Annotated in this window: 25 protein-coding genes; 16 read left to right on the forward strand and 9 right to left on the reverse strand. The window is 46.2% G+C overall.

The window, feature by feature from the left end:
* Positions 1 to 52 precede the first annotated feature (52 nt).
* From Micr_RS00745 to Micr_RS00755, 3 genes are read left to right on the forward strand one after another with little or no spacing between them, the layout of a single operon-like run.
* Positions 53 to 574: a DJ-1/PfpI family protein gene (locus Micr_RS00745; protein ID WP_203134761.1), complete on the forward strand. Its 522-nt coding sequence runs from the start codon at positions 53 to 55 to the stop codon at positions 572 to 574.
* A 4-nt stretch (positions 575 to 578) separates the two neighbouring features.
* Positions 579 to 896, forward strand: a complete 318-nt coding sequence (locus Micr_RS00750) for a ribonuclease P protein component 4 (RefSeq protein ID WP_203134762.1) — start codon at positions 579 to 581, stop codon at positions 894 to 896.
* 24 nt (positions 897 to 920) lie between these two features.
* Positions 921 to 1,610, forward strand: a complete 690-nt coding sequence (locus tag Micr_RS00755; RefSeq protein WP_203134763.1) for a TIGR00266 family protein — start codon at positions 921 to 923, stop codon at positions 1,608 to 1,610.
* Between the two features lie 5 nt (positions 1,611 to 1,615).
* Here Micr_RS00755 and twy1 read toward each other — a convergent pair whose 3' ends face one another.
* The 4 genes from twy1 to Micr_RS00775 all read right to left on the reverse strand — a co-directional run bounded on the left by twy1 (position 1,616) and on the right by Micr_RS00775 (position 3,911).
* Positions 1,616 to 2,599 (reverse strand): 4-demethylwyosine synthase TYW1, encoded by a 984-nt coding sequence (gene twy1, locus Micr_RS00760; RefSeq protein ID WP_226803579.1) that lies wholly within the window; start codon positions 2,597 to 2,599, stop codon positions 1,616 to 1,618.
* A 146-nt stretch (positions 2,600 to 2,745) separates the two neighbouring features.
* Complete coding sequence (locus Micr_RS00765) at positions 2,746 to 2,925, reverse strand: DUF1059 domain-containing protein (RefSeq protein ID WP_203134765.1); 180 nt, start codon at positions 2,923 to 2,925, stop codon at positions 2,746 to 2,748.
* Between the two features lie 64 nt (positions 2,926 to 2,989).
* Positions 2,990 to 3,382 carry an HIT family protein gene (locus Micr_RS00770; protein WP_203134766.1) on the reverse strand — a complete coding sequence of 131 codons (393 nt, stop codon included), beginning with the start codon at positions 3,380 to 3,382 and terminating at the stop codon, positions 2,990 to 2,992.
* A gap of 1 nt (position 3,383) precedes the next feature.
* Positions 3,384 to 3,911 (reverse strand): hypothetical protein, encoded by a 528-nt coding sequence (locus tag Micr_RS00775; protein WP_203134767.1) that lies wholly within the window; start codon positions 3,909 to 3,911, stop codon positions 3,384 to 3,386.
* Positions 3,912 to 4,016: 105 nt separating this feature from the next.
* Between Micr_RS00775 and Micr_RS00780 the strand changes: the two genes are divergently transcribed.
* Positions 4,017 to 4,811, forward strand: coding sequence for a hypothetical protein (locus Micr_RS00780; protein WP_203134768.1), 795 nt, complete (start codon positions 4,017 to 4,019; stop codon positions 4,809 to 4,811).
* Positions 4,812 to 4,814: 3 nt separating this feature from the next.
* Here the strand turns inward: Micr_RS00780 and Micr_RS00785 are convergent, their stop codons facing one another.
* Complete coding sequence (locus Micr_RS00785; RefSeq protein ID WP_203134769.1) at positions 4,815 to 6,122, reverse strand: hypothetical protein; 1,308 nt, start codon at positions 6,120 to 6,122, stop codon at positions 4,815 to 4,817.
* Between the two features lie 65 nt (positions 6,123 to 6,187).
* Here Micr_RS00785 and Micr_RS00790 point away from each other — a divergent pair, with 65 nt between their 5' ends.
* On the forward strand, positions 6,188 to 6,925 hold the full coding sequence (locus tag Micr_RS00790) for an NAD-binding protein (RefSeq protein ID WP_203134770.1): 738 nt from the start codon (positions 6,188 to 6,190) through the stop codon (positions 6,923 to 6,925).
* On the opposite strand, the gene Micr_RS00795 is transcribed toward Micr_RS00790, so the two are convergent.
* Complete coding sequence (locus Micr_RS00795) at positions 6,926 to 8,557, reverse strand: hypothetical protein (RefSeq protein ID WP_226803561.1); 1,632 nt, start codon at positions 8,555 to 8,557, stop codon at positions 6,926 to 6,928.
* 23 nt (positions 8,558 to 8,580) lie between these two features.
* Here Micr_RS00795 and Micr_RS00800 point away from each other — a divergent pair, with 23 nt between their 5' ends.
* Entirely contained in the window at positions 8,581 to 8,853 is a 273-nt protein-coding gene (locus Micr_RS00800) for an acylphosphatase (RefSeq protein ID WP_203134772.1), read from the forward strand.
* On the opposite strand, the gene Micr_RS00805 is transcribed toward Micr_RS00800, so the two are convergent.
* On the reverse strand, positions 8,854 to 9,267 hold the full coding sequence (locus tag Micr_RS00805; protein WP_203134773.1) for a hypothetical protein: 414 nt from the start codon (positions 9,265 to 9,267) through the stop codon (positions 8,854 to 8,856). It lies immediately after the preceding gene.
* Between the two features lie 96 nt (positions 9,268 to 9,363).
* On the opposite strand from Micr_RS00805, the gene Micr_RS00810 reads away from it, so the two are divergent.
* Positions 9,364 to 9,825: a hypothetical protein gene (locus tag Micr_RS00810; protein WP_203134774.1), complete on the forward strand. Its 462-nt coding sequence runs from the start codon at positions 9,364 to 9,366 to the stop codon at positions 9,823 to 9,825.
* 16 nt (positions 9,826 to 9,841) lie between these two features.
* Entirely contained in the window at positions 9,842 to 11,557 is a 1,716-nt protein-coding gene (locus Micr_RS00815) for a CARDB domain-containing protein (RefSeq protein WP_203134775.1), read from the forward strand.
* Positions 11,558 to 11,565: 8 nt separating this feature from the next.
* Here Micr_RS00815 and Micr_RS00820 read toward each other — a convergent pair whose 3' ends face one another.
* The gene (locus Micr_RS00820) at positions 11,566 to 11,826 is read right to left on the reverse strand and encodes a hypothetical protein (RefSeq protein ID WP_203134776.1); all 261 of its coding nucleotides are present in this window, start codon (positions 11,824 to 11,826) and stop codon (positions 11,566 to 11,568) included.
* 154 nt (positions 11,827 to 11,980) lie between these two features.
* Here Micr_RS00820 and Micr_RS00825 point away from each other — a divergent pair, with 154 nt between their 5' ends.
* Genes Micr_RS00825 through Micr_RS00855 form a run of 7 tightly spaced genes read left to right on the forward strand, consistent with a single transcriptional unit; the run spans position 11,981 to position 18,772 of the window.
* A complete protein-coding gene (locus Micr_RS00825) occupies positions 11,981 to 13,027 on the forward strand; it encodes a complex I subunit 1/NuoH family protein (RefSeq protein WP_203134777.1) in 1,047 nt (348 codons plus the stop codon).
* On the forward strand, positions 13,024 to 13,389 hold the full coding sequence (locus Micr_RS00830) for an NADH-quinone oxidoreductase subunit I (protein ID WP_203134778.1): 366 nt from the start codon (positions 13,024 to 13,026) through the stop codon (positions 13,387 to 13,389). The genes Micr_RS00825 and Micr_RS00830 overlap by 4 nt, the downstream gene beginning before the upstream one ends.
* A gap of 8 nt (positions 13,390 to 13,397) precedes the next feature.
* Complete coding sequence (locus Micr_RS00835; protein ID WP_203134779.1) at positions 13,398 to 13,883, forward strand: NADH-quinone oxidoreductase subunit J; 486 nt, start codon at positions 13,398 to 13,400, stop codon at positions 13,881 to 13,883.
* Positions 13,880 to 14,179: an NADH-quinone oxidoreductase subunit NuoK gene (locus tag Micr_RS00840; protein ID WP_203134780.1), complete on the forward strand. Its 300-nt coding sequence runs from the start codon at positions 13,880 to 13,882 to the stop codon at positions 14,177 to 14,179. Before Micr_RS00835 ends, Micr_RS00840 begins: the two co-directional genes overlap by 4 nt.
* Position 14,180: 1 nt before the next feature.
* Positions 14,181 to 15,947 carry an NADH-quinone oxidoreductase subunit 5 family protein gene (locus tag Micr_RS00845; RefSeq protein ID WP_203134781.1) on the forward strand — a complete coding sequence of 589 codons (1,767 nt, stop codon included), beginning with the start codon at positions 14,181 to 14,183 and terminating at the stop codon, positions 15,945 to 15,947.
* A 2-nt stretch (positions 15,948 to 15,949) separates the two neighbouring features.
* A complete protein-coding gene (locus Micr_RS00850; RefSeq protein WP_203134782.1) occupies positions 15,950 to 17,368 on the forward strand; it encodes a complex I subunit 4 family protein in 1,419 nt (472 codons plus the stop codon).
* A gap of 9 nt (positions 17,369 to 17,377) precedes the next feature.
* A complete protein-coding gene (locus Micr_RS00855; RefSeq protein ID WP_203134783.1) occupies positions 17,378 to 18,772 on the forward strand; it encodes an NADH-quinone oxidoreductase subunit N in 1,395 nt (464 codons plus the stop codon).
* Here the strand turns inward: Micr_RS00855 and Micr_RS00860 are convergent.
* On the reverse strand, positions 18,765 to 19,871 hold the full coding sequence (locus Micr_RS00860; protein ID WP_226803562.1) for an FAD-dependent oxidoreductase: 1,107 nt from the start codon (positions 19,869 to 19,871) through the stop codon (positions 18,765 to 18,767). The genes Micr_RS00855 and Micr_RS00860 overlap by 8 nt on opposite strands.
* On the opposite strand from Micr_RS00860, the gene Micr_RS00865 reads away from it, so the two are divergent.
* Positions 19,803 to 20,285, forward strand: a complete 483-nt coding sequence (locus Micr_RS00865) for a hypothetical protein (protein ID WP_203134785.1) — start codon at positions 19,803 to 19,805, stop codon at positions 20,283 to 20,285. The genes Micr_RS00860 and Micr_RS00865 overlap by 69 nt on opposite strands.
* Positions 20,286 to 20,292 lie beyond the last annotated feature (7 nt).

Below are 20,292 nucleotides of genomic sequence, written 5' to 3' on the forward strand. Positions count from 1 at the left end.
GTGCCTTTCGGAATGTTATAAATCTTTTTCTTGCGAATTATTCCTGATTGAAATGCGCATGCTCATATTTTTGCCACCGGTCGATTTCAGGGAGGAAAGCCTATCCACGCTGAAACTTTTCTTCGACAGATGGGGAATAGGCTATTCTACCACAAGCTATACCAAGTCAGAATGCAGGGGCAAGCACGGCGCGTCAGTGAAGCCAGACGTGCACACCGCAAACGTCGACGTGCACGACTATGACGGCATAGTGTTTCTTGACGGAGACGGGGTCGACACTTCCAGGCTTTACGAGTTCAGACCTCTTCTGGACCTTGCAATGGTGTTTGACAACGCAGGCAAGCAGATATGGGCGATAGGCAACGCAGTCAAGATCGTGGCACGGGCCAACATAATAAAGGGCAAGGAGCTCTCAATGCCCAAGAATGAGGAAACCCTGCGCCTTGTAAGGCTTTTCCACGGCGAGCCTTCGCCATCGTCATACAAGATATCCGGAAATCTGGTTACCATAAGCTCCGGCCCTGCGATAGAGTCCAGCATCGATTCGATACTTTCGGACCTCAACATAAAGTAATACTATGCCAAGACAAAGCCCAAAAACCAAGGATTTGGCACGGGCCATAGCAAGGAAGCGCGTAGCCGGTCTTATTTCATTGTCTGAAAAGGCCCTCAGGGATGGCAACCAGGAACTTTCAAGACGCTATGCAGAGCTTGCCTCCAAAATACAGTCCCATTACAGGATACGCCCGTCTCTCAGGTACAGGGTGTGCAAAAACTGCGGCTCAATACTTGTGCCAGGAATAACTTCTTCTACAAGGCTTTCAAGCAGCCGAGGGTACATAGTAGTAAAGTGCATGGTTTGCGGCACAGAGCTGCACAAGGTATATAAAAAATAGCAAACAAGAGCTTATGGTGTTTGCTTGGAATATAAAATAGTCGGAAACAGTATGCAGTCTCTGGCGATAAGGCTCGAGAGCGGTGAAGCAATATATGCCGATTCGGGCAAGGTCATAAGCAAATCGTCTGTCATAAAGATGGAGCCAAAGCTTGCCGGAGGCGTTGTAGGTGCCCTAGAAAGGAAATTCACCGGCGCTTCTGGGTTTCTTACCGAATTCAAGGCGGTCGGCTCAGAAGGGGTATTGAACGTCGCAGGCATAATACCTGGAAAAATATATGCGGTACAGCTTGGAGATGGCGATGAGTTCATAGCGGAGCATTATGCTTTCATAGCCGCGCAGGAAAGCGTGAAATTCAGCATAGAAACGGTTGGGATAGGGGCTGCCTTTTTCGGCGGCGCTGGCCTAATACTCCAGAGGTTTACCGGCCCAGGGACCCTGTTTATACACGTAGCCGGAGACATAATAGAGTACAATGTCACAGACTCTGACCCATTGGAAATAGATCCGGGACACATAGCAGGTTTTGATGCATCGCTGAAATACAAAATAACGTTCGTTGACAACATAAAAACTGCAATGTTCGGCGGTGTCGGCCTGTTCCTGGCAAAGTTCGAGGGAAACGGCAAAGTGGTGGCGCACTCGGTATCAAGATACAAGCTGTCGAGCGAGCTGTACCTGCAGGGAAGGGAAGATACCAAAAACAACAAATGAGAAGTTTAGCCTATCTTGCTGAAATCTATTATCCTGTTGCGGGCGGATTCCTCGTCCCTGGCAAGCAGAACAACCCTGCTCGGTGCGTGCTCGGATACGCGCTTGTATCCCGTAAGCTCCGCGAGCCTGTCTGCAAAATCCCTGATCTCCGAATGGTTTGGCATGCTGGAGAGGCTCAGCCCTCTCTCTTCGTTCCTAGCGCCTCCGACGTATGAGAAACCCTTCACTTCAACGTAATTGGGCATGGCCCTCTTTATGAGGCCAGCATAGCCTTCCTCATTCTTCATGTTCAGCCCTTTTATAAGCGTCATCCTAAGCACGGTCCTGGTTTTAAGTGTGTGCAGCATGTCCAGTGACTTCATGAACCTGTTCCACGTATCCTTTATCTTCGGCCTTGTGACATAAATGTAGGTTTCTTCGTCAGGGGCCTGGAGCGATATGTAAAGCTGAGTAGGCAGCGGGTCCAGCTTTGCTATTGCTTCCGGAAGCGTTCCGTTGCTTACCAGGAATGTGCTTATGCCTTTCTTGTGGAAAGCGCTCAGCAGCCCGGCCAGCTTCGGATAGAAAGTCGGCTCCCCAGTAAGGCTTATGGCCACGTGCTTGGGCTCGTTCGCCTCGTTCCACCTCCTCATTTTAAGCTCGTTGTCGGCAATAGACTTGTAGCCGCTGACTATGCGCCTCTGCTCTTTTATCATCCCTTCGACTATGCCTTCTGGATCATCCCACTCGCTCAGTGCGTTGAGCTCGTTCCACTTGAAGCCCTCTTCTTCGGGTATCAGCCTCCAGCAGAACCTGCAGCCGATATCGCACCCTATGGCCGGAGTGCCCTGTATGCACTGCCAGCTCCTTATGCCGTAAAAAGTATACTTGTAGCATAGGGTCTCGCCCCTGAGCCCATTGGCAGTGTACTCGCAGATTTTCACTGCCGAGTGCTGGCCCACGAAGTGGTAGCCCTGCTTTTCCATCCTCTTCTGCAATTGCTCCGGCATGTTTGCCAATAAAACACCGAATAGACTAAACGCTCAGATATGTCCTGTTTCAGCTATTTAATACGTTCGGAAAAATAAATTCCCAAATATACAAAAAAAGAGAAAAAAAAACAAAATAGATTGTCAACAGCCTAAAATATGGAGATTCAAGCGCTTTTTATGGCAGCCTTTACTTTCTTCATAGTTGCGTCGTCTATCTTGTTCATTCCATGTGCTTCCTTAGCGTGCTTAGCGATTTTCTGCATAAGGTCCTGTTCGTTCGCGGCTTCTGCCGTAAATCCGCACTGCATTCCGATGTCTTTGCATGCAAATGTTTTCTTTGCCATTCATACCACCATTACTAATTGGCATCGGTCCTATTTATTTGTAGCAGTCCAGCGCGAAAGTGATTTAAACCCTATGTTTTCTCAAAACGCTTAAAAGCTCGGCCTTCTCCTCGCTGCCAAGTTCGTGCCTTTTCGAGTATCCCGGGGAGTACCTCGGTATGATGTGTATGTGCGTGTGCATGACAACCTGCCCTGCGTATTCCCCTATATTGGTGCCAACGTTGACTCCCTTGGCACCCAATTTTTCCATGGCAAGCCTGGCAAAATCCTGGGCAACGCTAAAGCACACTGAGAGCTCGTCTTTCGGCACTTCGAGCATATTTTCGTAGTGCTTTTTCGTTATTACAAGCATGTGACCCTTGGACACCGGATTTATGTCAAGGACCACATAACAATTAGCGTCATCGTAGATATGGTCTCCAGAATCGGCAGCGAGCCTGCAGAAAACGCAATCCAATCTACCAGTCCCCCTGTTCAAGCTTAAGAAGCCTGTCAGTTATGTCGTTTTTGGCGCTTATTATGCTACTCATTAGGTGCTTTGCAACTTCCTCGGTATGGGTTCCGGCATATTCAACGGCCAGAAGCTTAAGCCTGTCTATCATATCCTTGTCCTCGGTTAGTGCTGCCCTGAGTATGTCTCCTATGCTGCTTGCATTGGCCTCCTCCAGCTCCTGCCCCTCCAAATGGTCGTATACCTGGAAATCGGTAGTTTTCCTGAGCTTTATCTCGCTGAGCCTATCATTCTCTATGACGTCCCTAAGCGCCATGGCTTCCTCAAGGCACTTGTTTTCCTTTGACATTATATACATTATGTTGAATTTTATGTTGTCGTAGGACGTCTCATTCGCTATTTTATTATATTCGGCAATCCTGCGCTCCTTGAATTTTATGAAGCTGCCAATGTGCCTTAGGGCTACTTCCTGGTCTTCTTTGTTTGATATGGACTTGCTTTTGCCAGATTCGTCCAAATCTTTGTTTATGTCCATTAAATCACTAGCGTTTAATCTGTTAATAATATTTATCGCTTTCGTGCAATCGCTGAGATGCCAGTAAAAAACGCAAAAAATAAAAGAAAGAGGAGGTAAAACATATTGATGATACTGCTAGCTCCAAAGGCTGCCAAGGCCTATTATGGGGACATGGAGACCACGAACAAAAGGTACATAAGCGAGCTGATAAAATCAGGCTTGATCAACATGGGCCTGTCAAAGCTGCAGTATGGATACAAATCTTATTCTCTCTACGAAAGGGGCAAGAATTCGGAGCACCCGTTCATAAACGAGGTATACGCAAGGTTGGACTACCACTACATGTCAGACAAGAATATGCTGAGGGTGCCCAGGCCCGACGGTTCGGACTACTACGAATTCAGAAAGGCCCTTGAGCTAATTACAATGGGTGGCATAGAAGCATACGACGAAGTGCTGAAAAGGTACGGCTCTTGCCTGGACATAGTAGAAACACTTGCAATAAGCATAAACGACATCGGATATCTCAAGCAATTCATCAAAGCCCAAAAGGACGTCTATGCCATGGCCTTCGGGATAATGAACAACATTTTCGATTCAAAATCTAAAGAAGGCTCAGAAATTATCAATGATATGCTCTTCGGATACGACAGCAGCAAAAGTATGATACTTGCGCTTGCGGCAGTTTCATCAGAGCCTGATCACGAAACACTCATGCGCATACTCGAAGAGCAGGAATTCATTTCCCAAAAAACCGCAATATTTCATCTCCACGATCCCAAAGCAATAAAATGGCTTGCCGAAAACAGTACCTATGCAGACATAAGGTCTGCGTCATCTTACGCTTTAAAGCAGGTAAGAAAATACGACAGGCTTCTTAAGCTTGAAAAAAACGTGCGCAAAATCCTGAGGGTGTGAAGTTTACGCGTGCCTATAGTCCGAATACATGACTCCGTTGAAATACGCGAAGACAGTGTAGTTCATGCCTTCAATCGGCGACGAGCTCTGCCCCATGTAGCTCAGGTTCCCGATATCATAAATCAGGTTTGCGCTTTTTCCCGGGCCTATTGCCAAACCATCACCATTCAGCGCGCTTGAGCTCCTGGGCAAGTTTAAAATGCCACCGCCAGAAACGTTAAAATCAAGCATTCCGCGGTACGCATTTTCCCATGCGCTTATCCTTCCTGCATATTCTACTACCGAGTAGTTCAGCGGGTCGAAATTGTTGAGCTCGTGCATTGCAATGTAGTAGCTCTGGTTCTCAAGCATCAGGCTTTCTAGGTAATTCAACCTGGAAACGTTAAGCGTAGAGTTGAAATCAGAGTAAAACTGCCCGGAATCGCTTATGGCATTGGAATTTGCCTCGGCTAAAAACTTGTTCAATGCGCTGGAGTTGGTCTGCAGGTACAATTGGGTACTGCTAAGGTTCATATCTATTCCCAAAGAGCCCATTGCGGCCAGCGTATAAGCATCCCCATTGCTGACTACATTCACCACCGGCAACGTAAAATTGCCGGATTCGGATCCAAGGAAGTAACCTGCAACTTCTATTTCTGTAAGGTTAAGTGTCCTGTTCCAGTTGTTTGTAACGTTAACGTCCAATACATATCCTGAGCTAGAATTCACTATACCGAACGAAACAGGCACTTTGCTGCTTATATTATACTGCAAAATACCCGGCCCGCTCTCGTTGTATGCAAATTGGCTTATTTCGCTCAGATTACCTCCATAATAAACAGGGTAAAGTCCGCTGCGCAATGCGATTTTCGGGTAGGAGGAATAATAAGCCAAAGGGAACATGCGCAGCCCTATTAAGATTGCATTTGCCGAATGGAAATTATCCAATGTCAACGGTAGCTCTATGGTTCCGTTTCCAAAGCTGTTATTTTCATGCTCAAAATAAAACCGGGGCTTTTTTACCAGCAAGTCAACCGTGGCATTATCTAAGCTCCTGTTCAAGCTAGCAGCGTACATTAACGAATCGTACAGGGAAACGGGCTTAAAGCTGCTGTAATTGAAGCTAGAAGAAACGTTTCCATGCGCCACGATAATGCCGAGGCTTGAAGAAAGATTGTAAAGAGCATATGGCAAACCTTTGCCATACAGAAATATGGGGATGGCAGACTCGGGAGCTGTTTTTACGGGCTTAGGCTCGGCAAGCAACAGCAGCGCTATTGCTACGATAATTATTAAGGCAACAGCCGCAGTCAAAAGCCCACTCCTCACCATGCTAAGACACTAGTCTATTGCGTATCTATATTTAAATTTCTAATTGGATACTCTATTGTGAATAAATGAAGATCGCTTCCCAAGTTATGGCGTACGCTGTGATAGCCCTACTGGTGGTTATCATCGGCACTACAATAACCTATTATCTTGGCAGGGCGGGGAACTTCAACGTGAAGATAAACACCCCGCTTACCGCGCTTTACTTCGTGGTTGTCACATTGGGAACCGTGGGTTATGGCGATATCGTGCCAGTAACTCCAATAGCACGTGCCTTTGTAATAATACTAATACTTGTCGGGCTCAGCGTGTTCCTGAGCGCGGTTACAATAATATCGAGTGGTTTTGTGAATTCAAGAATAGAAAGCCTTAGCGGCAGAATATCAAGGATGGAAAGGAGGGGGCTTGCCAAGCACATAGTGCTGATAGGCTATGGCCCTACGAACATATACATAGCCAAGATGCTCAAGCAGAAAGGCTCAAAATTCATAATAATAGTATCGGACAAGGTAACGTTCGACAGAATAAAATCGCTGGGCTACAGGGCGTATGTTGCCGACGAGACTCTGGCGGATGACATGGAGCAGTTCGAGCTTAAGAAGGCCAAGTACATTGTCATAGACACGAGCGATAGCGCAAGGTCTCTCTACGCTGCGATAATAGCCAAGAACATAGCGTCATCAAGGCCGGTATCTGTTGTTGCAGACAATCCAGACATGGAGAAGCACCTGAAGGGCATAGGCGTAGAGCACATAATAAACCCTATAGAAATAGCGGCCAAGGACATCGCTTCAAGGATGGAATAGCTATGTTCCGGATTCCTTTATGATGGGTCCGAAAGTTATCTGTGGCTGCTGTCCTCCACTCAGCATTGTAACAGATCTGACCCAGTTGACCTTATAAACCGCACTCTGGCTTTCCAGCCCGAAATAGCTTACTGCTCCTATGCTTTTGCCCCTGAAATGCCCATAAGTCTGACTGGCTTCGGCCTGCAGGGTGTTGTTGTAAAAGAAGTATGCATTGGAAAATCCGTTTCCCAACCCGATTGTGAAAGTTCCTGAATTTGGGTTTGAGGTGCTAACGTTGGTTGCAGTTCCGTAAGTCACTGCGGCAGAACCTATGCCCTTCAAGCTGTATAGGTCTCCATAACATAAGTCGTCTGGTTCTACGCCAACGCTTATCCATTTGTTATCGTAGGGTCCGTTGCTGCATTCGTCGCTGGAGCCTGTACCGTTGACTCCGGTAACAATGCCGCCTATTCCAGAAGTGGTTAACGTTATCCTAGCTTCGGTAAGGTTATATATGTTTATTGGGAAGTTGTTGATTTTTTGTAGCAGTGCAAATCCTGTAAAATATGCGCCATTATCAAGTGAGTAGTTCGTTCCTGCTAAATTTTCCCAACTGCTTGGCAATGACGTTCCGGCAAAGTTTGTGTAATAATTGAATACGTTCTGGCCGTTGTCGTATTTGCCATAAGGCGTCGTGAGCTCTGGTGCCAGCCCGGAATGGACTCCGCTGAAGGTAGTGCTTATCGGGGTGAAATACATAAATATCGTAGTTTTGGTTGGGCAGCTATTGAAAAAGCAGCCAAGCTTGAACAGGGTCCTTTGCGGTAGTTTTACCCAGAATATCGCATTGCCGCTCATGCTGCTGTTGCAGTTCTCGCACCAATCATAAAGTTCTTGGTTATTGTAATAAAACCTCACGTTTCCCAAGTCCGGCGACTCGTGCAGAACATACGATGTGTTTTTGGGATTGAAGCTTATCCTTACTTGGTATCCGGGCTCTATGAAATTTATAAAAAACCAATCAAAGAAGTTGAAACTGCTTATTGTTATGTTTATCGGCACCGCGTATATGCCCCCTATGGTCTTCAAAGTCCCCTGCGTCCTAACAACGCCTCCATACCTATAATAGCTTGTTGCGTTGGGTGGCGGGCAATAGGCCGTTGATATGCTGCTGGGTGCAACGGCGCAATAGTTTGCATATATGCTGAATGTCCCAGAATAAAGCTTTCCCGGGCTCAGGGTCTGCCCCTTGAAAAACGCTATGCAGTACACTTTCTGACCCTGCAGCGCCACCTTAGGGGCGCAATAGCCAGAATTGCTCTCTACCCCTCCAACAAACGCGCTGAAGCTGCTGGTATTTATTATTCCGGGCTCTTCAAAATTTGCTACAACAAGCAGAGCGGTACCTGTTGGTACGTTGCTGCTCGTATAGTTTATTCCATAAACTGCGTCATAGCAGCCGAAGCTATTGTAAAAATTGCATTCTGTCGGAAGTATGGATTTTGGAAGCGATATGAAAAGGAAAAGTACTGCTATGGCAACTGTTATTATGAGCAGTACAGTGCTATAAGTGGTTATAAACTCAATCGCGCTTTGCGCCTTAGGGCCTTTTCGCATGATAAGGTTTGCAATTAACATTTTAAATATCATTCGCAGATATCAATACTGAGCGCATGCCTGCCGTAAAAATAACTGTCCATGGTATCGTACAGGGAGTGGGCTACAGGGCCCTAGTTGCGGAAATAGCCAAACAGTTTGGGATAAAAGGATATATCGAAAATATGCCAGACGGCAGCGTTGAGATACTTGCAATAGGCAAAAAATCCAAGATAGAAGAGTTCCTGAAATTGATAAACGTCGATACGAAGCACGGCCCACAGGTTCACAAAATCGACTCGCATGCGGAAGAAGAAACCGATAGCTACGATACTTTCGAAATCAGCTAGTCAGGATTCTATCCCTGCTGTGCTAGAAACTCCTGCGCTGGCTCCTGCCTTGTTCTGCCTGCATTCGATGCTGCATGTCTCCTCTATCCTGCTGCTTATGGTTCCTTCCTCGTCATACAGGTAAACCACAAAGTTTATCCTGTAGCTGTCCGGGAAATTGTTCGGGAGGGTATAAAGGTTTACCACCTTGTTTATGGTGGAATTTGGCCTTAGGAGCCCTATCCTTATCCTTCCATTCTCAAGCGGCATGTCGTGCGCCAGTGAGAGCGGCGCCTTTGCAACTATGTCGGATTCGCACCAGTACATCTTTTCAGGATCGTGGTTCCTGAACTCCACCTTCATTCTGAATTCGTTTTTCATAAAGGCCTTGAGCTCCTCCGGCTCAAAGCTTGTTTTCAATTCAACGGTCGCCATGAAAACACCATATCCGATAACACTTATGCGGCTTAAGTATTTTATATCTTTAACAAAATAATATAACAGTAGCGTTAAACCCGCAAAGAGATGCACATGCCAGCCATAAACGAAGCCAAGCTCATACAGGCAGAGGTAAAGCTGAGGAATCTTCTGGTTACCAAGGAGGTCACAGAGACCCGAAGGTCCATGGTAAGGTGGCTTGCCCTGTCGCTCGGCATAATAAATCCGGGAGAGACAAGGCTTAGCGCAATATACGTGCTGGATGCCATGCTCTACTTTCAGTTCCAAAAAAAGCAGGATCCGAACGTGGAGGAGCTTTCGGAATACATATCAAAATCCTGGCAGCCCATAAACGAAAAGACTCTGCGCTACCACCTTCTGCAGCTGAAGACCAGCAACATAATCGTGCATTCGAAGGGCAGGTATTCCATGCTTTTTCCGGAAGATGGGGAAAAATATGACGAAAGCGCATGGATACGCGGCTATTTCGAATCCGAAATATCTCCGATACGCGAAAAGATAGCCTCTGTCATAAGGGAAATTAAAAAACGCTGAGCAAATAAGTGATAATATGTCGTCAGATAAGAGCATACTTCTATATGGAGGAATAGCGATAGTTGTAGTCATAGCGGTTTTCATAGCGATAGTGGTATCGTTCCAACCGTCCGGCTCGTATAAACTTGACGTTTCAATGAATGCCCCTAACTACAATCCGAATGCTACCTACCTGTTCAACACTACCTATTTCAACATAACCATAAGCAACACAGGCTCTGCTCCTGTTCGCGGAATGCAGGTCGGCTTCTATCTGGACGACCAGGCCATAAAATACTACAACGTTTCGATACCTGCCCATGAAAGTGCCTATATAAGGGAAAACTATACCTACTCCCAGAACGGCACATACAATTTTTCAGTGGTGGCCGATCCAAGTCACATTCTTGACATTGCAAACTCATCAATAACCTCTGCACAGCTCAAGGTAAACGTAAGCAATCCGCAGCAGCCCAATCTTTATCAGTACATACCTTCGCAGAACACCAACGAGACTTATACGTTTACCCTATTTCCGAAGGGCATGGAGCTATCATCGCTGATGGATATAGAGTACAATGTGAGCCAGTTCAAGCCATTGCTCGGCCCAGATACCGGAATATCATTCAGCATAATGCATGATCTTTCTCCCCTGCTAAATCTAGGCAACGGCGTCTATTCAAGCTATGCCAACGGAACAAAGGTATACGGGCTATGGCTTGAAGGCGCAATAAGCAATGCAGACATAAAGTCGCTTTTGTCCACATATTCGTTCCCAGAGCACGGCTTCCAAAAGGGAAATTCGTCAGCACTTTTCGCAAAGCTGAACTATACAACTAGCTTCTGCAGCTATTCAAGCAAGGGCTGGACAAAGATATTCATATACTACAACGCTACTGAGGGCGGCAATTGCGAGAGCATGCTTGGCAGCAAGTATAACGACACCGAATACGCGCTGCTCTCAAATGCAACATCGTCCCACAGCGCAGAATACGCGAAGGACGCGAACTTCACCTACAAGAATTCAACAAGCGAAGGTTTTGCAATAAGCCTCATAGGCAAGAATTATTCAATATACACGCTTTCCGAAGACGGGGCAGCGGGGAACTTTGCCAGCATTATGGGATTCCACCCGGCCATAAACATTTCAACATACCATAGGGTGTGCCCTGGCTACATATATGTCAACAACAGCACCGGCCTAAGCATGTGCACAGAATACTTCAAGTCATCAGTTCCGCAACTCCAGAACTATTCGCTCTCGGATTCGATATCAATATCAAAGAATTACACGTTGCAGCTTTACTCATTCGTTGATCTAAACTACAGCGAGGATGCCCTTTTCAACGCCGCATCGCTTTTCACAAAGCTAAATATTACGAATCAGTACTCGTCGTGGGAGCCTCTGGACAACAATACATGCAGCTTTGCCAACTCTTCGATAGGGTGCAGTTACGAAAGCTTTAATTCCACATCCGGGAAGTACAGGGTAAAGATAAGCAACGGATTCAGCAGCCCGATAAAGATAGAAGCGATAGGTTGCAGTTCCTACCTGCCTGTAAACGCAACAACGTCTATAAACGAAACCTTGGCAGCCGGCCAGAGCCTAAATGCATCATTCTCATGCAAGCTCGCGTCAATACCAATATCCAGCACGGTGTCCACATATTTCATGAACATGAGCTATTCAATGTCCGGCAAGCAGCTGTACGCCGACGGGACTCTTACCTATGCGGACTTCTACGTGGGCTGATAATCGATTCAAAGGCCCATGAAGTCCACGGCTCCCTTCCCCTTGGGGAACGCTCGCATCTTTTCCGCTTCGACAGGCAATCCTGTCTCGTCAGCGACGCGCTGAAGCTCGTTCAGCTCAAGGTGCCTTGGCAGGTACAATTCGACGAATTCATGTTCTCCTATTTTTATCCTCTTTACTGTGAACAGCATCTTCTGCAACATCCCTGAACGCTTTACCTCAATCCTTATGCTGCCCTTGCTTATTATCGAAGCCACTTTGTCTTCCAACCTAACACCCATTACTTTTTGATTTTACCGACAGCATATTTATTAATTACGAAAAGCGCAGCAAATTCCAAATTCGACCATTTAATCCTATTTCACTCAAGAATCAAATCAATTATAAAATTTTAGCTTGCAATAGGTATAAATCGGTGCTCAATTGATAGCTGTCAGCTCTGGGTTTATAGGCGGGCTTTACTCTGCCATATACGCATATCTGCACGGCTACATGCCTGCAATATACGCGAATGTCCTTTCCTTCCTGATATCTTTCGTGGTATTTGCTGTAATACTTTTAATACTGATAGTGCTTTTCGTATACCTGTTTGGTTGGGGAGAAAGGAAGATAATGGGCAGGATGCAATCCAGGCACGGGCCAACATATACCGGTCCATTCGGCATACTGCAAAACATGGCAGACGTCATAAAGCTGCTCTCAAAAGAGAACATAATTCCAAACAATGCCGACATGCCGATATTCGGGATGATACTGCCTGTTGTATATGCCCTGTTCGTATTCACTTTCGCGTTCGTACCAATAACCAGCACTTTTGTCGGCATAAATACTTCTATAGCGCTCATAGCCGTTTTCCTGGTGCTTTCGTTCATGCCGCTCCTGCTGTTCTTGGCAGGGTGGACCAGCGGAAACAAGTTCGGATCCATAAGCGCGCAAAGGTCTGTGATAATGCTAGTAAGCTACGAGGTCCCTCTTATTCTCGTGGTAGCTTCGGTTGCCATAGCAGCACACGGATTCTCATTCATGAATATAGTGTCATCGCAGTCGCATGTATGGTATGCCATCATGCTCCCGATAGGCTTTGTGCTATTTTTTATAATAATGCTGGCAGAGCTTGAAAGGCCGCCGTTTGACATAAGGGAAGCAGACAACGAGCTGATAGCAGGCTGGCTTACCGACGTAAGCGCCCCATACTATGGCCTTGCCCTCTTTCTGGACTATACCAGGATGTTTGTTGGGACCCTACTAATTACACTACTGTTTCTCGGGGGTTGGAACGGCCCAGTTTTGCCTCCGTTCGCATGGACAATGATAAAGGTAGTAATACTTACCATTTTCATAATAGTAATAAGGGCAACTACCGTCAGGCTTACAATACGCAAGCTGCTCAGGATAGGCTGGCTCTACCTGCTGCCACTGGCAGTAATAAACATTTTGGCATCTTATATAATATTTGTGTGGTTGGCATGACAATAATTAAGGGAATATATGAGGTAGGCAAAGAGATACTAAAGAAGCCTTCTACGCTCGAGTATCCAGAGGTAAGGGAGGACCTTGCCGACAACTACAGGGGCATACACAAGCTTGACATGAAAACGTGCATAAGCTGTGCAGCATGCGCAAGGATATGCCCAAACCAGACAATAGACATGGTTGATACGGAAACAGACAAGGGAACAAAAAAGATGCCGCAGATAAATCTCGATCGCTGCCTTTTCTGTGCGCTATGCGAGGAGGTGTGCCCACCTCAATGCCTGATACTTACCAAGGACTACGATTACGAAGCATATGACAGGAGGGAATACGTCAAGCGTCCGGAAGACCTGCAATGAGGTTTTGAATGTACGAAATTTTGCTGTTGGCAATAGTTGCAATAATTGCAGTGCTTGAACTGGCAGCGATAGCGTTCATATTCATATCGAAGAGCCTGCTTCATTCGGTAATAAGCCTGACTCTGGCTTTTGTAGCCAATTCTGCCCTCTTTCTGGCAATGCAGCAGCCTTTCCTCGCTATAATACAGCTCTTCATATTCGTAGGCGGGATATCAACGTATGCCATTGTCGGAGCCGCTTCTGCAAGCTTCTCGAAATTCCCCCATACAAACAGGCTCGCTTTCATAGCCGTGTTCATAATACTGCTGGCAGTTATATCCTATCCCGTATTCGGAATGAAAAATACCGTAATGCAGTACAACCAGTTTACGGCATTGCAGGTAAAAACTGGAATATCCTCGTACATGGGGCTTTTCTATTTGATAACGGCAATGCTGTTTGGCATAGCAATAGGTTCAATAATTCTGGTAAAATCTCTCGGGCGATCTAAATGATTGAGCAAGCATTCATATTTCTTGGTTTCGCCGTGTTCGTTCTGGGAGTAGCTGGAATAGTTTCGAGCAGGAACGTGATTATAATGCTGCTTTCTACGGAAGTGATAATGCTGTCTGCATCTTTCATGGCCGTAGTGTTCTTCAACTTCAATGTCAACGGCAGCATAGTTCCCCTTCTATTCACCATATGGTCGATAGCGGCAGCGGAAGTAATAATGGTCATAGTGTTCTACAGATATCTGGCAGGCAGCAAAGCGAGCCTTGACATAAAATCGCTTTCAAAACTAAGGGATTGAAATGCTTACATTGTTGGTTATATTCCCGCTTCTGGCCGCATCGTTCCTGGCCCTGCTTACCTACGGCAAGGAAAAATACACAGGCCCGATAGTGCTTGCGGGAAGCCTGATAACTTCACTGCTGATAGCATATGCATCATTTAGCTCTTACGGCAAAATCCAAGAGCTCGGCTGGTTCGGCATATCCGGATATACTTTCCATATAACTACGCAACTGCTCCCGCTTAACATCATACTTGCGATGCTTATCGGAATCATAACCCCTCTGATAATGCTTTATTCAATGGGCTATATTGACTCAAAGATGGAAAGGCCTAGATTCTTCTTCGAGATGGGCATCTTCGCTTCTGCCATGCTGCTTTTTGCAATATCCGGAAACTTCATAACGATGTTCATAGCCTGGGAGATGCTGGGAATAACGAGTTATCTGCTCATAGGCTTCTGGTACCACAAGGAGCATGCGCCATATGCTGCAAGAAAATCTATATCGACCATAATAATAGGGGACTTCTCCATGCTGGCGGCAATGCTTATAATATGGTCGTCCTATCACACGTTCAGCTTTTCCGCAATACTCGCTGCCCCCTCTACGGTGTATCTGCCGATAGCAATGATTCTTGTGCTCGTAGCGTGCTTTACCAAATCTGCCCAGTTCCCGTTTCACGAGTGGCTTGCCGACGCCATGGAAGGCCCGACTCCGGTTTCTGCTTTTCTCCATTCTTCAACAATGGTAAAAGCCGGGGTATTTCTGGTTCTTGTGCTCTCTCCTCTTTTCTTCAAGGCCGGCCTGTCTGAACTGATACTTTCAATAGGCATAATATCAGTGATTCTCGGAGCCTCAAACGCCATATCATCACATCACGTAAAAAAAATACTCGCGTATTCTACAATAGAGGACCTAGGTTTGATGTTCGTAGCCATAGGCCTACATGCGATAATAGCTGCAGTGCTGTTCTTCATAGTGCAGGCGTTTTACAAAGCCGTACTCTTCATGTCTGCAGGCTCGATAATGAGGGCGAACAATGAAGAGGAGGATATATACAAGCTGTACGGCTCATCAAGCAGGAAGTCGCTTTATGTGCCTATGCTGATAGGCGTGGTTTCCATAGCTGGCATATTTCCTCTAAGCGGATTCTTCGGAAAAGCAGCCATAGACACTGCGGCTTCTTCGAACATTTTCGCGTACGCAATACTGGTAATAATAGATTTTGCAACAAGCGCCTACATATTCAGGTGGATGTTCATACACTCGCGCAAGAATTCAAAGGCTCATCAAAGCAATTACGCGCAGATACCGCGCAGCATGATATACGCTGGTGCGATAACATCTGCGCTTGTAATACTTGCCGCGGTTATTTTCTTCTACATAAGCGGTTTTCTTTCCTATTACGGGTACAGTGCAAGTCTTTCGATAAGCCTGCTGGATTCGATAATCGAAACTGTGGCTGTAGCGTTGGGCATAGCCCTATCTTACAAGCTTTTCATCCTTGCAAAACCTACAGGGGAGATAAAAACGCGCTTGTATTACGCCCTTTTCAACAGCGTGCTGGTAAATGCAGCATATGCATACATTGCCAATGCGATAATGTATTTTGCAGAGGGCATTAACGTGCTGGATGAGCTCATATACGGATTCTTCGCCTCCGGAGGCGAAGGCATGGTGGCCATATCAAATAAGCTAAGACTGATAGTAACAGGAGATACAAACAATTATCTGATAGCCTTCGTGGCTGGCATAATACTCATAATATTGCTTTTGCTGGTGTAACCGTGCTCCCAATAATTTTCTTGATGCTTGCCATCCTCGGCATAGGGGGACTTGTGGCAGCCCTGGCTGGAAGCTATTCAAGATCCAAGCGCACGGCAATACTTTTTAGTGCAGTGGCGCTTCTGATTGCCTCATATATGGTACTAGAAGCCCTCACTTCGCCAGGGTTTCTAGGGAGTACGGAATCGCTTCCGTACATAGGGCAGTTCGGAATATACCTGTCCTTTACCATAACGCAATTCGGAGTAGTGCTAGTGCTGCTTGCTTCGATAGTCTCTTTCGCAGCATCGGTCGCAGTTTCAACCAAATTTGAGGACAACAAAAATCTTTATCCTCTCATATTGCTTTTTGAATTCTCGGCCATTGGGCTGTTCGTCTCGGCCAACCTGTTCCTTTTCTACATATTCTGGGACGTTGGCGTAGTGGCATCATACTTCCTGATAAGCGCTTTCGGAAAAGGCGAGAACAAGCACGCGGCAAACACCTTTCTAATATATTCCATATTTGCCAGCGCCGTCCTGCTTTTTGGCATTATGCTGATATATTTTTACACTCCAGTGCATTCGTTCGACATAAGTTACATAGCGTCTCACAGCTTCGAAATACCTGCAGATATACAGGGTACGATATTCACGCTATTTTTTATAGCATTCATGGTAAAAATGCCAATATTCCCGTTTCATTCATGGATTGCAAACGCGTATTCTGAAGCCCCTACGCAGGGGTCAATGCTCATATCCGGAGTGCTGTCAAAATTCGGGGCCTACGGCATGCTGCTGCTTTTCACTGTTTTCACTTTCTCTTCGGAGTTTGCCAAATATGCATTTGTGATAGGGGCAATATCTGCGTTCTACGCCGCTTTCGTGGTGATGAGGCAAAAGGACCTCAAAAGGATAACGGCGTATTCCAGCATGCTGGAATCAGGAATAATACTGGTTGGCATATCATCGCTCAACGTTTTCGGAATTGCAGGCGCGTTATATCTGATGCTTGCGCACGGCCTCGTGATGGCCTTGATGTTCGCAGTAATTGGCGGCATAGAAATTTCATACGGCAGCAGGAACATAACGATGCTGAAGGGCATAGTGAGGGATTCGGTAGGATCTGCATATTCCTTCTTGGTCGGCACCTTCGCATCCACTGGAATACCTTTGACTGCTGGATTCATAGCCGACGTTCTTATATTCATAGGCGCAATAAAAACCTACGGGCTATATGGGGCAATACCAATATTCAGCATAATGCTGCTCGGTTTTTACATGTATTACGCGGTAAACAAATCATTCCTTTCTACGAAGGAATCATCACAGAGCATAGCCAAGCTGCCCAGGCAGATGGCGTTTACATATGCTATTGCAATGGCTGCAATATTCATTTTCGGAATATTCCCGTATCTGATAACTGCACTTTTCGGGATATGAGTGGTATAAATGTTTGAAATCTTGAATTTTGCCATACCAATTATCTTCGTAGGGCTTATAGCATCTGGACTCGCCACGGCAATGCACAAAAACAAAAAGCTGTCTTTCCTGTCCAATACGATAATGCTGCTCCTGGTTCTGGCATTCGGGATATACTATTCCGCATTTTCAATCTCATTCAATGCTGTCTCGCTATACCATGTCTATCCGTTTTCATCGTTCCTTCTGGTTCTGTTTTCCCTGGCCCTGCTCACAGTCAATACTGCAGCACTGCATCTCGACGAAAAATACGTAAAATTCGGAACGATGCTTCCCCTACTTTCCGTTGGCATACTCTCAGTAGGCATGGCCGCTTCGTTACTTACAATAATAGTTTCAATAGAGCTAATGACAGTTCCGACGATATTGCTTATAGCATTCAGCGGAAAGCAGTTTGCAGAGCCTGCGACTAAACTTTTTCTCATGGCCGCGATATCCATAGCAGTGCTTGCGTTTGCCATAACTCTGGTCTTTCCGTATGATTCTAGCTTGTCGCTCTCGCAGGCAGCATCGGGCAACGTAGGCTCCCAATACTTCTTGGTATTGGCTCTGGTGCTGCTTGTAGCATCGCTAGGCACGGAAGCTGCACTATTCCCATTCGATCTTTGGATACCGGACGTTTATCAGGGATCTCCGCACAGCGTAAGTCCGCTTCTGGCAGGAGTAAACAAGAAAGTGGCGTTCGTAGCCCTGATAGAAATAGCATTCGTGGTATTTTCCGGCCAAAAGGCAGAAATATCCTTGGTATTCGAGGTGCTTGCCATACTTACAATGTTCTTCGGCAACCTCGGGGCAATGGTACAGACAAACGTGAAGCGCATGCTGGCATATTCATCCATATCGCAGGCAGGATACATAATGGTCGGCCTTGCCGCATTTTCGGCCTTCGGTCTAGAAGCGTCTCTTTTCCAGATATTTGCGCATTCGTTCATGATAATAGGCGCTTTTGTTCTGGCTGGCTTTTTATCAATGGAAGGGCTCAATACAATAAACGACTATTCTGGCTTATATAAGAGAAGCGGTTTCCTTGCGTTTTCGCTTACTATAATGATGCTGTCAATGGCAGGCATACCCGGTCTCATCGGCTTCGTCGGCAAGTTTCTGCTGTTCTCCAGCGCAATAAGCTCCGGATTGATTGCCCTGGCCTTTTTGGGAATAATAAACAGCTTTCTCTCGATATACTACTATGGCAAGCTTATAAGCAACGTCTATTCCAGCAGATCTCACAAGACAATGCACGTGCCAAAGACAATATATCTTCCAATATTGGCCACAGTTATAATAATAATCGTTTTCGGCGTATATCCCACGCCCCTGATGTATCTGGCTCATTCGGCTGCAGCATCACTGTTCTCGATTATTTGACTAGCTTACGCAGGAAAAGGCGCTTAAGCATCAGCGTAGGGCTGTCCATGTCCCCGTACTTAGAAAAGAAGCTCTCAGCTCCAAGGGCCTTGGCAATGCCTATGAACCTTTCCATGTGCGCTTCGCTTACCTTTGAATAATAATCGTGAAGCGCAGCATGCATCTTCAAGTCGGCGCCATAGGATCTCCGCCAGTCCTTATCATAAAGCGAGAGCTTCCTTCCATCTTTAATGTGGAGGTAAATGCTTCTAGCCGCGACCTTCGCACATGCTATCCCAAATATTATGCCTCCTCCAGTGGTTGCTTTGGTCTGGCCCGCGGCATCTCCTAACAAAATAACGTTGCCCTCAGCAGTTTTGGCCCTGCTAGAAACTGGTATTATGCTTGCATGGCCCTTAATCAATTCGGCACCATCTATGGTTCCTTTTACTTCCTCGGTTCCAGTGAAAGAGTCAAATGCCATCATGCTGTGCTTTTTTACCTTGTCCGTTATGCCTATTCCAAGCTCCGCAACAGAATCGGAATATGGGGCAACCCAGCCGAAAAATCCCTGGGCGTATTTCTTCGAGAAATAAAGGTCAACAATGTTCCTGTTGTTTATCTTTGCATTTTTGTATTCTGCCTTGTATGTTAAAACGAAGCTCTTTATCTGCGGGAATGCAAAAGCCCTCGCCACGCTGGATACTGCGCCGTCCGCTCCGACTATTACGGTATTGCCGTCGTCAAAATCTCGTATGCGCTCCAAATCTAGCCTGCTGCCGAGTTTTACTTCCACTCCCGCCTTTACAGCGCTCCTGTAATTGGCCTCTGCGAGCTTTCCCCTGTCAAGGACATACGCCTGCACATTTTTGGCTATCACGTTGAGCGTCTGCCTGCCGAAATGCAGCCTTGCCCCGCTTAGCGTATTCACTATGCTGTCCTTATAGTCTATGCCGCTGAGCTCAAGGCCCTTCTTGGACAGTATGCCTGAAGCCTTTTCAGATCCTTCGGAAACATCCTTTTTTCCGTCATAGACCGTTGTCTCAAGACCGTGGCTTGCCAGCTCTTTGGCCATCACCAAGCCAATTATTCCGGCTCCAACCACAACTACTCTTTTCAAACGAAACGCCTCTGCGGTATTTATAGCTTTCTATTTAAACTTATTATTAACTGCGGTGGTTCAACGCCAAACAAGAAAAGCACAAAAAAAAGCGATACGAAGCCTGCGGGCACCCAAACGGGCAGTCTGGAATCCCCTAAAATATCTATTTATAACATAGTCGTCAGTGCTGACCTTCATGCTGTCGTCGACCTCTACGCCCTCTCAAAAGAGGTAAAGGCCGTGGATTACGAGCCTGAGCAGTTTCCCGGGGCGATATTCAAGATATCCGAGTCCAGGACCGTCATACTATTCAAGAACGGCAAGATGATATGCACGGGTGCTAGGACGGAACCTGAGGTCAAGAGCATACTCGAATACGTTGCAAAGGTAATGTCCAAATACGTGATTTCGCTTAATCCGCCGGAAAAGTGAATCTGTA

Origin of the sequence: Candidatus Micrarchaeum sp., from assembly GCF_016806735.1 — an archaeon.
Lineage (GTDB): Archaea > Micrarchaeota > Micrarchaeia > Micrarchaeales > Micrarchaeaceae > Micrarchaeum_A > Micrarchaeum_A acidiphilum_A.

Excerpts from the sequence above, each read along its gene's own strand:
- Micr_RS00745 (WP_203134761.1), top strand. The coding sequence starts at position 53 with ATGCGCATGCTCATATTTTTGCCACCGGTCGATTTCAGGGAGGAAAGC.
- Micr_RS00750 (WP_203134762.1), top strand. The coding sequence starts at position 579 with ATGCCAAGACAAAGCCCAAAAACCAAGGATTTGGCACGGGCCATAGCA.
- twy1 (WP_226803579.1), bottom strand. The coding sequence starts at position 2,599 with ATGCCGGAGCAATTGCAGAAGAGGATGGAAAAGCAGGGCTACCACTTC.
- Micr_RS00765 (WP_203134765.1), bottom strand. The coding sequence starts at position 2,925 with ATGGCAAAGAAAACATTTGCATGCAAAGACATCGGAATGCAGTGCGGA.
- Micr_RS00775 (WP_203134767.1), bottom strand. The coding sequence starts at position 3,911 with ATGGACATAAACAAAGATTTGGACGAATCTGGCAAAAGCAAGTCCATA.
- Micr_RS00785 (WP_203134769.1), bottom strand. The coding sequence starts at position 6,122 with ATGGTGAGGAGTGGGCTTTTGACTGCGGCTGTTGCCTTAATAATTATC.
- Micr_RS00790 (WP_203134770.1), top strand. The coding sequence starts at position 6,188 with ATGAAGATCGCTTCCCAAGTTATGGCGTACGCTGTGATAGCCCTACTG.
- Micr_RS00795 (WP_226803561.1), bottom strand. The coding sequence starts at position 8,557 with ATGATATTTAAAATGTTAATTGCAAACCTTATCATGCGAAAAGGCCCT.
- Micr_RS00800 (WP_203134772.1), top strand. The coding sequence starts at position 8,581 with ATGCCTGCCGTAAAAATAACTGTCCATGGTATCGTACAGGGAGTGGGC.
- Micr_RS00805 (WP_203134773.1), bottom strand. The coding sequence starts at position 9,267 with ATGGCGACCGTTGAATTGAAAACAAGCTTTGAGCCGGAGGAGCTCAAG.
- Micr_RS00810 (WP_203134774.1), top strand. The coding sequence starts at position 9,364 with ATGCCAGCCATAAACGAAGCCAAGCTCATACAGGCAGAGGTAAAGCTG.
- Micr_RS00815 (WP_203134775.1), top strand. The coding sequence starts at position 9,842 with ATGTCGTCAGATAAGAGCATACTTCTATATGGAGGAATAGCGATAGTT.
- Micr_RS00830 (WP_203134778.1), top strand. The coding sequence starts at position 13,024 with ATGACAATAATTAAGGGAATATATGAGGTAGGCAAAGAGATACTAAAG.
- Micr_RS00835 (WP_203134779.1), top strand. The coding sequence starts at position 13,398 with ATGTACGAAATTTTGCTGTTGGCAATAGTTGCAATAATTGCAGTGCTT.
- Micr_RS00840 (WP_203134780.1), top strand. The coding sequence starts at position 13,880 with ATGATTGAGCAAGCATTCATATTTCTTGGTTTCGCCGTGTTCGTTCTG.
- Micr_RS00845 (WP_203134781.1), top strand. The coding sequence starts at position 14,181 with ATGCTTACATTGTTGGTTATATTCCCGCTTCTGGCCGCATCGTTCCTG.
- Micr_RS00855 (WP_203134783.1), top strand. The coding sequence starts at position 17,378 with ATGTTTGAAATCTTGAATTTTGCCATACCAATTATCTTCGTAGGGCTT.